The 13,433-nt window shown below is 67.5% G+C and carries 10 protein-coding genes; all 10 read right to left on the minus strand.

Annotated elements, in window-relative coordinates:
• Nucleotides 1–313: 313 nt before the first annotated feature.
• Nucleotides 314–2,164, minus strand: a complete 1,851-nt coding sequence (locus KI385_RS03830) for a glycoside hydrolase family 35 protein (RefSeq protein WP_238570806.1) — start codon at nucleotides 2,162–2,164, stop codon at nucleotides 314–316.
• Between the two features lie 365 nt (nucleotides 2,165–2,529).
• Nucleotides 2,530–4,920 carry a ricin-type beta-trefoil lectin domain protein gene (locus KI385_RS03835; protein ID WP_238570807.1) on the minus strand — a complete coding sequence of 797 codons (2,391 nt, stop codon included), beginning with the start codon at nucleotides 4,918–4,920 and terminating at the stop codon, nucleotides 2,530–2,532.
• 1,157 nt (nucleotides 4,921–6,077) lie between these two features.
• Nucleotides 6,078–7,259: a PP2C family protein-serine/threonine phosphatase gene (locus KI385_RS03840; protein WP_238570808.1), complete on the minus strand. Its 1,182-nt coding sequence runs from the start codon at nucleotides 7,257–7,259 to the stop codon at nucleotides 6,078–6,080.
• A gap of 640 nt (nucleotides 7,260–7,899) precedes the next feature.
• Nucleotides 7,900–8,520 (minus strand): hypothetical protein, encoded by a 621-nt coding sequence (locus tag KI385_RS03845; RefSeq protein WP_238570809.1) that lies wholly within the window; start codon nucleotides 8,518–8,520, stop codon nucleotides 7,900–7,902.
• A 197-nt stretch (nucleotides 8,521–8,717) separates the two neighbouring features.
• Nucleotides 8,718–8,936, minus strand: coding sequence for a hypothetical protein (locus KI385_RS03850; protein WP_238570810.1), 219 nt, complete (start codon nucleotides 8,934–8,936; stop codon nucleotides 8,718–8,720).
• A 127-nt stretch (nucleotides 8,937–9,063) separates the two neighbouring features.
• Nucleotides 9,064–9,426 carry a hypothetical protein gene (locus KI385_RS03855; protein WP_238570811.1) on the minus strand — a complete coding sequence of 121 codons (363 nt, stop codon included), beginning with the start codon at nucleotides 9,424–9,426 and terminating at the stop codon, nucleotides 9,064–9,066.
• A 204-nt stretch (nucleotides 9,427–9,630) separates the two neighbouring features.
• Complete coding sequence (locus tag KI385_RS03860) at nucleotides 9,631–10,119, minus strand: S26 family signal peptidase (RefSeq protein ID WP_238570812.1); 489 nt, start codon at nucleotides 10,117–10,119, stop codon at nucleotides 9,631–9,633.
• The gene (locus KI385_RS03865) at nucleotides 10,116–11,999 is read right to left on the minus strand and encodes an ABC transporter ATP-binding protein (protein WP_238570813.1); all 1,884 of its coding nucleotides are present in this window, start codon (nucleotides 11,997–11,999) and stop codon (nucleotides 10,116–10,118) included. Before KI385_RS03865 ends, KI385_RS03860 begins: the two co-directional genes overlap by 4 nt.
• Complete coding sequence (locus KI385_RS03870) at nucleotides 11,996–12,556, minus strand: TlpA family protein disulfide reductase (protein WP_238570814.1); 561 nt, start codon at nucleotides 12,554–12,556, stop codon at nucleotides 11,996–11,998. Before KI385_RS03870 ends, KI385_RS03865 begins: the two co-directional genes overlap by 4 nt.
• A gap of 58 nt (nucleotides 12,557–12,614) precedes the next feature.
• Nucleotides 12,615–13,175, minus strand: a complete 561-nt coding sequence (locus tag KI385_RS03875) for a MauE/DoxX family redox-associated membrane protein (RefSeq protein WP_238570815.1) — start codon at nucleotides 13,173–13,175, stop codon at nucleotides 12,615–12,617.
• Between the last annotated feature and the right edge of the window lie 258 nt (nucleotides 13,176–13,433).

Genomic DNA, 13,433 nt, shown 5'->3' on the forward strand with positions numbered 1-13,433 from the left:
GTCACGCGGGCAAAGAGAGTTGAAGCCCTGTCGGCAACGGTGATAGGAGCATTCGCCCAGTACCAGGGCTGACACGAGGCATGGAAGGGTTGTGAGGAATACCGTGAACACGGTGATCACGCCCGCGCCCCACGATGTGCGCTGCGGCGCCCGTATGCGCGCTGGGCACGCCCGCCTTCTTGTCGCGGCGCGGAAGCACCTCGTGGGGGTGACTGCCTACGGCACAGCAGGTGCCCTCCCGAAGATCTGAGCCGCAGTGAAAGCAGCGCGCGACACGCCGGCGCGCAATGGTCGAACTCCCGGTGAGCGGAACCTAACCGATGTCGGGCTCGGACCGTACCTCGATCCGGTCCCCCGTCCGCTCCATCTCCAGGACGACGAGCTCGTTCCGCCCCCGCTGCCACAGATGGCTCGGCGCGTACAGGGTGACCTGCGGCCCGAGGGACCAGTACCGGCCGAGCGCGAACCCGTTGAGCCACACCATGCCCTTGTCCCAGCCCGGAAAGGCGAGGAAGCCGTCCGCGGGGGTGTCGACATGGACCCGGGCCCGGTGGAACGCGGGGCCGGTCGGCGTGTCTCCGCTGCCGAACTTCAGAGCCGCGAGGTTGTCGAGGCGCAGCCGGCGGATCTCCCAGTCGCTCAGTTCCTCGTCGTCGAGGAGAACCTTGCCGCTGATGCCCTTGGGGTCGTTGAGTCCCTGGCCGAAGTTGACCCGCCCGGTGGGATCGACCAGGAGGTCGAGGGTGCTGGACGCGCCGGCCACGGTGAAGTCGACGGTGTGGTACGGCTGGTTACGGTCGAAAGTGCCGATCCGCTTGCCGTCGCCGAACACCAGCGCACGGTCGCCCAGGCCCGTGACCCTCAGGCCCTTGGTCCCCTGCGGCCCGCGCACCCGAGTGCGGTAGTGGATCAGTCCGTACGACTGCCCGAGCGCCTCCATGTGGACGGGAGTGGTACGCCGTACCGGAGTGCTCAGCGCGTCGAGCGCGTCCATCAACGGCACCGACTCGCGGACGGCGACCCTCTGGGCCGGCATGCGGCGCGGTGTGGCCGGCAGGGGTGTGTTCGGCAGGGTGGTGTACTTGGCCAGTACGTCACGCACCTTGTGGAATTTCTCCGTGAGTTCGCCGGATTCGCTGATCGGGGAGTCGTAGTCGTAACTGGTGACGGTGGGCTGGTAGGCGCTGCCGCTCAGGTTGGCACCCGCGGACCAACCGAAGTTCGTTCCGCCCACCGCCATATAGAAGTTGATTGACGCTCCCGCTTCGAGGAGCTTCTCCACGTCGGCGGCGGTCTGCGCCGGGTGGGTGGTGTGGTGCGGTTCTCCCCAGTGATCGAACCAGCCGTCCCAGAACTCCGTGCAGAACAGGGGCTTGTCCGGCTGGAATTTGCGCAGCTCGGCGAAGGGTCCGGTGGGGTCGCCGGCGAAGTTGACGGTGGAGAGGAGGTCGGGAAGGCTGCCGTCCTTGAGCGCTTCCTGGGTGGCCCCGTTGGAGCAGAAGAGCAGGCTGTCCACGCCCTGCGCCCGCATGGTGTCCCGCAGATGTTCCAGGTGCGCATGGTCGTCGCCGTAGCTGCCGTACTCGTTCTCGACCTGCATGGCGATGATGGGCCCGCCGCGCGTGGCCTGCAGATCGACGAACCGGGGCAGCAGTTCGGCGAACCAGGCGTCAACCGCCCGCTCGTAGGCGGGGTCGGAGCGGCGCAGCGGCGCGTCCTTGTCCTTGAGAAGCCAGGCCGGCAGTCCGCCGAAGTCCCATTCCGCGCAGATGTACGGTCCCGGTCTCACGATCACCTTGAGCCCGACCTCGTCCGCGGTCCGTACGAAGGCGGCGACATCGCGCCATCCGGTGAAGTCGGCCTTCTTCTCGTACGGTTGGTGGAAGTTCCAGGCGACGTAGGTCTCCACCGTGTTCAGGCCCATGGCCCGCATCCGCTGCAACCGGTCGCGCCAGTCCTTGGGATGCGTCCGGAAGTAGTGGAAGGCACCCGAGAGGATCCGGAACGGCTCGCCGTCCAGCAGGAATTCGTTCCCACGGATGGTCAGCCCCCGCGGGCTGTCGGCCTGGGCGAGGGTCGTACGGCCGCTGCCCAGGGCGACACCCACGGACGCGACCCCCACCGTGGCCGCGCTCAGAAATCTACGTCGGCTGAACTGTGTCATGTCTGCTCCTCGACTCGGCTTGCCGTCACCCAAGGTTCGAACATGTTCAGTGGTGCGCGCTTCTGTGCATTGAGAGTGTTATGTAGAACAGAAACGAGCACAAGGGTTCGTGACTGAGCACGGTGAACCAGGCGGGCGGGACACGGACGTGCGGGGCACCGGCCCGGCCCGGCCTACCGATGGACCCAGGATCCGGAACTTCCACACGATCCCGTTGAGGACTATCCGGTCGCCCAGCCGCAGCCGCCCCCACACACGGGTCGAGGCGGCAACGACTGCACGAATTCCCATTCGGCATCGGACAGTTCATGACGGCGTATCGCGACCCCGTGATCCACAATTCAAGATCACTTTGACGGCAGGCCCTAGGGCAGCGTCCACTTCTGGTTCGCGCCGCCGTCGCAATCCCAGATGACCAGTTGAGTGCCATTCGCAGCGTTCCCGCCCGGGACGTCCAGGCAGCGCCCGGACTGTGCGCCCTTGAGGGTTCCGTCCGACTGCGGGACCCACTGCTGGTTGGCGCCGCCGTGGCACTCCCACAGGGCCACCTTGGTGCCGCCGGCCGTGCCCGCGCCGCTGACGTCCATGCACTTGCCCTTGTGGGTGAGTTCGCCGTTGACCCACGTCCAGACCTGGGCGCCGGTTCCGTCGCAGCCCCAGATCTGGACAGGGGTGCCGTCGGCGTCCGAGCCGCCCTCGGCTCCGAGGCACATACCGGACAGCCCCGAGGGCACGGCGCCGACGTGGTCTGCAGAGCCTGTGCCGGGTGTGAGGGCGAAGTTGTCGAACTGATGGGTCTCGTAGCCAATGACCCCCAGGCCGGCCTGACCGTTGGTGAAGCTGCCGTCAGTGACGCTGCCAACGGCGGCGCCGTCGATCTTCGCGGTCAGCTTCGAGTCCTGCATGGTGAGGGCGATGGTGTGCCACCGGTTCGTGCCGAGCGCGCTCGTGGTACCGGCGGCCAGCGTGGTGAAGTTCCAAGAGGTGTCGCTCTTGAGGATCGACCACGCGCCGGTGTCGCTCACCCGTAGGTGATAGGCGTTCAGGCCGTTGTTGTTCTTGGCCTGCCGGTTGACCCGGCCCAGGACCTCGACACTGCCGGACTTCTGCAGCATCGTGTCGACGGAGACCGTGTAGTTGCCCCAGGAACCGTCTCCCATGATCGTGTACGGGCTGTTGTGGGGCTCGTCCGTCCAGCGAATCGGGGTTTGGGGGGCCATCTGGCGCAGACAGGTGCCGCTGCGGCCGCCGCCACAACCGACGGTCCGGAAGGCGCCATTCATATCGGAGAAGTACTTCGGAGACGTGGTGGTGGCGGGGACATCGAAGGTGTCCGCGTACGGCAGCTTCAGCGCCGCCCGCCGCGGGGAGGCCGCCGTTCCCTTACCCCCTGTGGCGGTGGTCGTGACGGTGTAGAGGTAGCCGGGCTGCAATGTCAGGGTGTACGAGCCGTTGGACGGTGTCACGTCCGGCTGGCGCACGAACCAGTCGCTGGACCGACCCGACGTCAAGTTCGTGGCCCAGACGCGGACGTGGCCGGTGGACAGGCCGCCGGTAACGGTGAACTTCGCGGTCTGCGCCTCCGTCGCATCCATGGTCTCGATGACGGTGGTGTAGTCGGATTCGTTCGTGGACTTGAGCGAGACGTAGCTGCCGTTGTCGCGGTTGCCGCCCAGGTATCCGCTCGCGGAGTCGATGTAGCGCCAGCCGGGCCGGGTGAACTGCGTGGTGTGCGCGGTCACCCACGTTGTCTTGCCGATGTGGTAGGCACCGGACCACGGCTGGTTCGCAAGGGACATCCCGGCCTTGGAGAAGAACAGGTTCGGATACAGCGCGGCGATGACCGGCCAGTTGAGATACCCGGTCATCTTCCCGTCGATGTAGTCCCGGTTCAGGGCACGCGCGACCGACGCCGCGCCTTCATCTGTGGGCAGCGTGCCGCCCTCGCTCGACCACAGCGGCTTGCCCAGCGCTTTCGCGGCGTCCGTGCTGTTGCACGTCTTGTAGTCGCCCATGTAACCGCAGGGGTAGTGAGCGCCGACGATGTCGACCGCGGACTTGAGCACGGGGTCCGTGGTCATGTGGTCGGCCACGGACCAGTTGAACTCGTCCGCCGCGACGACCTTGGTCGCATACCCCTTGGCCTTCAGAGTCTGCTTGAGTTTCGCGTACCACTGCACGTTGTAGCCGCGCTCGTTCCAGCCGCCCATGTAGTCGATGGTCAGGTTGTGCCGCTTCGCGCAGTCCATCCATGACATCAGGTAGTCGATCATGTCCTGGGACCAGAAGTTCCCGTTGCCGACCCAGCCCGGAGCGCCCCAGGAAAGCCCGTACAGCTTGATGTTGGGGTTGCGCTTCTTGGCCTCCTTGGCCATCCACCACTCGTAGCCCTGGTTGCAGTCGACCGTGCTCCACGTGTGCATGTGGCTGGCTTCGGCGCCGTCGGTGGAGTTGGTGTCGCCACCGATCTCGATCTTGAGCATCTGCAGCGCCGCCCCGTACCCCGGCTTGAACAGATAGTCCAGGATCTGCGTGCGCTGCGCCTTGGGGTAGTCGACCAGCAGCCGCGCATTCCCGCCGCCGCCGGATATCGCGCCGATGCCGTCGAAGGTGCGACCCGGCTTGGTGCCGTCCACAGTGATCGTGGTCGAGGGCGCGGCATGCGCGGGTTCGAGGGAGGTCAGACCGAACAATGTGCCCAAGAGCAGGGCCAGGACAGTGAGATGGCAGGTGTGACTGCGTGATTTCCAGGTCATGCAGACTCCTTGAAGGATTTCGCGAACATGGAGCACTCGTCTGAGCGCCTCTGCGCCGGACCAGCACCTCACGGAGGCGGGCCCGGGGTGTTGGCACCGGCCGGGAGTGTTGGCCCCGGCCCGGAGTGTCGGCCCCGGCCGGGAGTGGGAAGACCGGTCCACCCGGGGCAGGTTCGTCCTTTACGTCAGCCTGGCGGGGTCCGCGCCTGATGCACGCCGCCGGACGCGGACTCCGGTGACGTCACGGGCATCGATCGGCGTGGGTGTGCCGCCGCCGGGCGTGCCCTGTGCCTTCTCCTGGCGCGTGCGGCCAAGCATGACGTCGCCATGGTGCGCCAGCGATGGCCGGCGCCGGAATGTGCGGTGCGGTTCACGAGCCAGGGACATGATCACTCCGTTGCGTCAGGGCCTCTAGGCGGGGCGGAGCACTTCATTGATCCGCTCCTCGACGTGACTGAGGGAGAGTGCCCCGAGAAGCGGGCACTTCGGGGACTGGCCGCCACAGGTTCAAGACGGAACGCGCCTGCCGCGGTGCGGCGGTTCGCTTCTCGCTGCGCGGTGCGGTGCGGACCGCGGCACCGCCGGAGGGATGGCCCGGGTGGGCAGTCGTACCTGCCGAACTTGGTCTCCCGGTAGGCGCATTGCGGCCAGCCCTACGTGAAATTGCACAGCAAGCCAGTTGCCCAGTATTAAAACCACGATCGCGCACATGTCAACAAGGTCGGACAGGATTACGCAGATTCAACCCACGTTTTGGGCGAACAAGCTGTGCGGCTCTGGGTGGTTGAGGTGGATCCTGTCGGGCGTGACCGTCACCGGACGCCCTCCTCACTCCGCGCCGGGGGAGGGAACGCGGTCGATCGCACATCCAAGAAGTGATCCGCCGGTCCAGGTCGGCGCGCCGGGACAGTGATTCACACAGCTCACCGATCGCTTCGGGGAGTCACCGACGATCCCTATGGCGGGCGGAAGAGGTTGACGAGCACGAAGTCGCTCCGCCGGCACCCAGCAGTTGATGATGCTCCAGCGCGTAGCGGTCCCGGGCCGAGCGGCCGGCCCGGAACATCGCCACGACCTCGTCATGGCCGGCCCGGTCCACCTCCGGCTCCGGCTCATGGAGCCGATGCCGGGCACCCAGCCGGGGGCAGGGTCGTCTCTCAATCCTGTTGCCCAAGTGGCTTCCCTTCAGACTGGCGTAAAGGCGTGCCGTCTTCTTCGTCAAGCCGTTCGACAAGGAGCATGGCCGCGTCATCCGCCAGGTGGCCCTGGGAGTGCTGAAGCAATGCCGGGTGCAATTCCTCCAGGAACTCTTGCGGGGTAACGGCGTTCACGGCCTCCATGGCCTTGGGAAGGTTGAAGAAGTCGTTGTCGCGGTTCCGGGCTTCGATGACGCCGTCGGTGTGCAGCAGCAGGCGGTCGCCAGGGGCGAACGGATAGCTCTCCGCCTCTGGAAGAGGCCCGGTGAGGAGGTCTTCCAGCCCGAGGGGCGGCAGCGGTGTGGTGGGCATGAGCGCATGGGCCTTGCCGTGGTGCAGCACCAGCGGGGGTGGGTGGCCGCGGTTGACCAGCTGGACTTCAGGTCTGTCCGCTGACAGCTGGGCCACAAGCACAGTGACGAAGCCTTCCATCTGGACTTCCGGATCAACACCGGGCATGGCGCGCTGGCGCTGCAGGGCGGAGGCACAGTGGTTCATAACTTCCGTAGGGTCGTCGTCGTAGTGCACGGACTCCCGGAAGGCGCCCAGTACGGCGGCAGCCGCACGCACGGCAGGCAGCCCCTTGCCCCGGACGTCCCCCACGATCATCCGGACCCCGTACCGGGTCTGCACGGCCTCGTACAGGTCACCGCCGATCTGCGCCCCGGCCTCGGCGGCGAGGTACATGCCGGCCGCGAGTACGGGCCCCAGCCGGGCGGGTACAGGCGGCAGCAGCACCTCCTGTGCGGCCGCGGCGATCCTGCGGACCTGGTCGAGCTCGGTCTGCCTCCGCCTGCGCACAGCGTTACTCGTCATGACGCTCGCTACCGAGACCACGAGAAGCCCCAGGAGGTTGCTGTAGCTCTGCATGCCACCCCACGCGTCGTGAAGGGTGGTGGTCGTGACACTGACGGCCAGAGCACCAGCCGCGGCCGAGAGCGTGCCTTTGGGGCCCATCGTCAGCGCGGCCAGCGCCGGCATCGCGGTGAGAAGCGGACCCGTATACAGAAAGTGCGCGGGCGAGAGTTCGATGCCCAGCCCGAGCAGGATGATCGCGAAGGGTACACACTGCGCGAGTCTGAAGAGGATCCGGCTGTGACCAGCCCCTCCAGGCCGAAGAAGTGAGCGGAACGGCGACCGCATGTGTAAAGCCTGCCTCGCTGACGGGCAGCGGTCCACCCATCGCCCATTCAGGATGGCCCGGACCAGGGCAGGTGCCACCCGCAGCACTTGGAAGACCGCCGCCAACGATGGCAGTCAAATTCGCCGACACTGTGAATGCCAAGAAAATAATATCGGGCCCGCTGACGTCAGCCCAGGTGAATGAGCTCCAGCAATGCCTGAAAACGACTCGACGTTTTTCCGTGGCCGCACCCCATACATACTCCGACCCCCACCCCTCAGGTCAGGCGCCGGGCTCGGAATACGTAGCGGCCCGCGGTCTTCACCGACGAGACGCCGCCCCACGTTCAGGATGATGGGCTCTCCGGAGCAGATTCAGGGTCCGGAATACTATTCCAGATTCATTTCCTTCCACCCCGCACGTTTTCAGAAAATGAGCGACCGATACAGACCTTCCCGAATCCACCGAGCGGCATGCTGAACCTCGTCCATCACCCCCGCATGCCGAATTAATTGACTGGCACCGCCATGGGTCATGGGGACCGCAGGCGACGCAGGCCGTAGGCCGATCGACCACGGTGCGGAGGCTGCACGAGACGTCGGTCCCATGCCCGGTACGGAGCAGAAGTCACGCGGCGGTCACGCCGGTTCAACGCCGCGGTCATGGCCGACTTTCCATTCTGACGGGAGTACCCACATAACCGATCCCTGGTGGGGGGGGTACCACATCACCCATCCACTCAGGAGGAGGCGTCATGGCGAGCGGCATCTGGAGACGCATCCCCCGACTGATCGCTGCGTCATGCCTGGCCGTGATGCTCGCCGGAACGATGGGCGTGGTGAGCGCCGAGACAGCGCCTCGAACAGCGAAGACCACGGCCGAAACATCGAGTACGGCGCCGAAAGTGGCCTGCCAGTTCCGCACCGGCACGAAGACCGGAAAGATCGTCACGTTCCCTAGAGGCTGCAGCCAGCTCCCTCCTGGCGGCACGATCGGCGGAAGCAGCGGCACAACGCCCAGTTCTCCCCCGCCTTGCGGTCCGCTGGCCGAGTCCGGATGCAGCGCAATCGCCGCAACATCGGCCGGGAAGACATCAGCCGGCACAACGCCCGGCGCTCCCCCGCCTTGCGGTCCACTGGCCGAGTCCGGATGCAACGCAATCGCCGCAACATCGACCGGCACGACGTCCAGCACGGCATCCGGAACCACGTCCGGAACCACGTCCGGCGCGTCCGGAACCACGTCCGGCACAACCGGCACCTCCGGCACCACGTCCGGCACAACCGGCACCAGCGGGTGACGAGTGCCCATCCTGGAGCTGAGCCTCAGACGCCAGGAAACAGAAGCCCCTTCACCGAAGCAGGACGATGGTGAAGGGGCAGTTCACGTTCGAGGGATGCCTGCGGCGGTAGGCCGCCCAGCCCGCGGCAGCCGACCGGAGGCGCCGTGTCCACGCGTCCGGCTCGTCACCGGATATCTCATCCCGCAGGCCACCGTCGGGCAGTGTCTTCTTCCAGGGCGGCCATGCGGGCCTTGTATTCGGCCTGCGGGATCTGCCCGAGGACCGCGAGGCGTTCCAGTTCGGCGGCTTCGATTTCATGGGCGATCTTGCGGCTCTGTTCTACTTGCTCTCTGCTGTACTTGACGGCCTTGGCGCGCTGTCTGGAGCGGTTGCGCTGTAACTCCTCGACGATCATCCGTCCGGTTTGTTCGAGGTAATCGTCGTGCCTGCCTGACCACATCTTGCCCCCTTGTTTTCGATCGACAGCGCCGGAAGCCGGATTCAGGATATCCTGGATCCGGCTTCCGGTCCGGCCATGTCTGTCAGATCTGTTGGACCGTGAACGACTTATAGTCGATGGTGCACTTGACTGCCGGTGTTCCGGCGCCGCCGCAGCCCTTGGGATGCGATTGCCACACCCAGCCCGGCGTGAGGAAGTCGGCGAACATGTCGTGCTGTACGTGCAGGCTCTTGGGACGCTTCACCTTCGCCGTCGCCTCTGCGATGGTGGGCGTCGGGTCGAGGGGCTGGATGACGGTGCGCTCACCGTCGGCGATGGACTTGTTGTGGTCATCCCACCTGGTGGTGCCGGTGACTTTGGCGACGGCCGCGACCTTGGCGGTGAAGCTTCCGCTGCCGCCCTCGGGGTGACAGGCGATTGAAGCGGAGTTCGTAATTCCGTCCACATTTCAGAAGCGGAAGAAATCGAACTTCAAAATACCGAAATTCCTTGTACCGGAGGGCAATTGGTGAGCGGCGGTGTGTCCGCGTGCTGGAGACGGTGCTGGAAGAGCACGTGCCGCTCCCACGGAGAAACGTGGCCTCACCGGTTGTCAGGAGTCGAGTTCGACGTCGTCGAGTTCGACGTCGTCGATGTCGGTGCGCCCCGGTCAGGCAGGAAGGGAACGCCACACCGTTCCCACGACACACGCGGTCGCGAAGTAGCCCCTGTGGCGCGAGTCGAAGCTCGCCTCCGGATTGTCCCCGAGCAGGACGAGCTTTCCCGGGGGCACGTACCGCTCCGGAACACCGGCCAGCGCGGGCACCCGGTCGCGGGGCACGGGGTCCCCGGGCACCGCGGCCACGCGTTTGATCACTAACGCCGGACTCGGCACCGGGCGGGCTGCGGCCGCGGCCGCGGGTACCGGAGCGGTGGCCGGGCCGGCATCCGGAAGATCCGTCACCACGACCACCTGCCCCGGTACGGGCAGGCGTCCGCGCCGCACGAGGACACGGTCGCCCTCCCGGTAGGCCGGTTCCATGCTCGCACCGCGTACGGTGACCGCGACCAGATGCCGCCCCAGCGCGGAGACGGTCAGGGCAAGGCCGACTGCCAGCGCCGGTACGCCCCCCGCCAGGGCCCATGACACCGCCCTCATGGCGCTGCCGCACCGGGCTGCACGCCCACCGGCGCGGCGTCCGTCAGATAACCGGTCGCCTGCAGAGTGAACAGACGGGCGTACTCGCCGTCCAGCGCCATCAGTGCGTCATGACTGCCCTGTTCGGCGACGAGGCCGTCCTTGAGCACGACGATCCGGTCTGCGTCACGTACCGCGCTGAGCCGGTGGGAGATCAGCAGACTGGTCCGGTTGCGCCGGTGGCCGCGCAAGGCGGCATGGATCTCGTGCTCGGCCGCGGCGTCGAGGCCGGCCGAGGGCTCGTCCAGGATCATCAGGTCCCGCCGCTCACGCAGGAACGCGCGGGCCAGCGCCAGCCGCTGCCACTGTCCGCCCGAGAGCATCACCCCGCTCTGCGCCTCGTCCCCCTCAGCCTGCGTGAAGAAGATCCGCGACAGGAGGGTGCGGTAGCCGTGCGGCAGACTTGCCAGTTTCTCGTGGATGCCGGCCCGCTCGGCGGCGGCGCGGAGCCGCTCGTCGTGGTGGAGCGCGTCCAGATCGCCGAGGGCGATGTTCTCCGCCGCCGTCATGTCGTAGTGCATGTAGTCCTGGAACACCACGCCGAGGCGTTGACGGTACGCAGCGACGTCCACCTCGCGCAGGTCCACCCCGTCCCAGAGAATGGCTCCGCTGGTGGGGTCGTAGAACCGGCACAACAGCTTCACCAGAGTGGACTTTCCAGCTCCGTTGAGCCCGACGAGCGCCAGCGCCTTGCCGTGGGGGATGCGCAGGCTGACACCGCGGAGGATCCACGGGTGCGCGTCGGAGTATCGGAACCACACGTCGCGCAGTTCGATTCCACCGCTCAGGGCGGGGAGGGGCCGTGGCGCCGCCGCCAGGGGCAGATCGGGCCCGGCTGTGGTCACCTCCAGGTAGTGGTCGAGCATCAGCAGCGCCTGGTGTGTACGGGCGACCTCCACCGCGAGCGTGGCGAGCGCGCTCTGTACACCGGCCACCGCGGCCACGAACATGGTGACGTCACCGGCCGACAGAGCTCCTGACTGTGCCGTGCGCACCGCCCACAAGAGCCCGCAGCCGGAGACCAGCGCGGCGAGCAGCCCGAGCCCTGCCTGGGCGCGGACCTCCCGCCGGTCCACCGCTCGCTTGGCGGCGTCGGACGTGCGCCGCTCGGCCAGCATCCGCCCGCGCAGAAAGCCCCCGATGCCGAACAGCCGCACCTCCTTGGCGGCTTCCATACTGGACAGCAGATCGTTGTAGAACAGCTCCCGCCGCTCGGCGGGGCCGATGTCCCACACCATCCGCGCCCGCCGTCGTGACAGCGCGATCTCCGCGAGCAGCACCGGCACTCCGGCCACCAGCACCAGCCCGGTCAGCACGGGGCTGAGCAGGAGCAGCGACCCGATGAATCCGGTGAGGGTGACGGCAGCCCGGACGATGCCCAGTGCTCCGGAGACGGTTTCGTTGGGGGTGCTTCCGGCGGTCTGCTGGGCCAGCCGCAGGCGGTCCAGGAAGCGGGGGTTCTCGAACCGCTCCAGTCCGACGAACCCGTCCACGGCGGTGAACAGCCGGTCCTGCATGAGCAGTCCCACCCGGCGGTCCAGCTCCGACCGCAGATACTGGCTGACCTGCGGCGCCGCCCCGGCCACGACGCCGACCGCGGCAAGGCAGAACCCCAGCCCGGTCAGCGTCCCGAGCGAAGCACCGGCGACCAGGTGGTCCAGCACCAGTTTGGTCAGCAGGGCCGTGGCGACCGGCAGCGCACCGGTCGCCAGCGTCAGCAGCACAAAGGACACGAGGGTGCCGGGAGCGGCTCCGGCCGCGAGCGACCACGCCGTGGTGACCCGGGCCCCCAGGCCCCGGGTCGCCCCGCGTCCGCGCGGCGTGACATTCGTGTCCCTCATAGCGCCGCGGTGACCGGTCGGTCCAGGTCGACGCGGTTCGCGGTGACCAGGATCCTGCCGTGGCCGTCCGGGGCCACCCGCAGCAGCGTCGGGAACGATCTCGCCCGGAACGCGGCGCTCAGCGGTTCGTCGGGCCCTTCCTCGACGACCACGCGGGCGACCGGGGACAGCTCGGCCACGAACGCGGCGGCCTCGGCGGGGTCGCCGACCACGGCAGCCACCACCTGTTCGCGCCCGCCGGGCAGGGTCCGCGCGTAGTCCACGAACTTCGGCATCTTCTCCTTGCACGGCTGACAACCGGGTGAGAAGAACGCCACCAGTGTGTCCGCTGCCAGCATTCCGTGGGTCAGCGGTTCGCCGTCCACCGTGGATGTGGCGAACTCCCCCACTTCCTCACCCACGGCCATATCGAGCGTGTCGAACCCACTGCCCGGCCCACTCACCCCGGACAGCAACTCGGAGTGTTCCCGCAGGCGTTTGATCACCCCCAGTGTGAGTACCAGGTCCAGCATGCACAGCGCTCCGACGAACACCACTGCCGCCATCAGGAAAGACATTCCCCAACTCCTCTTGATCCGTACGGCCCCTGCGGTGACGGGCCGGGCCTTGATCCCGTCAGTCGTGCGTGTGTTCCGGCCGGGCCGGCAGCGACGGGCGGAACAGCGCTGCGACGTCTTCGAGCCTGGTCACCAGCGCCCCGATGACGGCGCCGCCCGCCACGGCCACCGCCCAGTACGCCGGTGTGGTCCCGCCCGCGCTGCCGCTGTTCAGCGCTCCCCCCGCCGCGATCAGCGTCAGCACACCGTTGCGCAGCATGTGAAGCCGGCCCATCGGGGCGTCGGAGGCCCCGAAACAGCGGCACACCACACGTACTCTTCTGATGACCGTGAGCGTCGCGCCCGCGGTGAACGCCAGCAGAAGGCCGGCGGCGAGGGCGCACCCCACGACGCCCGCAGGCGCTGCCAACGGGCTTGCCAGCAGCAGCAAGAGCACCGCCACCTCGCCCCCCGCCACAAGCACGGCGCATACGCGCACCCAGCCGGCCGGCAGCACGTCCATGGCTGTCAGCGACTGCGCGAACCGGGAGAACGCGGCCCGGCTGCGGATCTTGCTCAGCGCCGCCACCCCGAAGACGGCGGCAAGGCAGGACGCGCTGGCTACGGCAAAAATTTCCACGGTACGGGTACCCCTCCGTGCGCCGGAGCCGACCGGGCGGCACCGCAGTGCGCGACCCGGCCGGACGGCGGCGACCTGTGAGAACTGCGCCGTCAGAAGCAGCCGCAGCGGATGAACGTATTCGTGCACTGGTCCTTCACCCACGTGTGGTTCCACCGCGCGCAGCCGGAACCCGGCCCGCCGGTGACGCACACGTAGCAGCCGGCGGCAGATGCCTCGGCCTTGGGCACGAACCGTTCGAGGAGCCTGCTCCCCATC

It is taken from the genome of Streptomyces inhibens (assembly GCF_022221585.1).
GTDB classification, from domain to species: domain Bacteria; phylum Actinomycetota; class Actinomycetes; order Streptomycetales; family Streptomycetaceae; genus Streptomyces; species Streptomyces inhibens.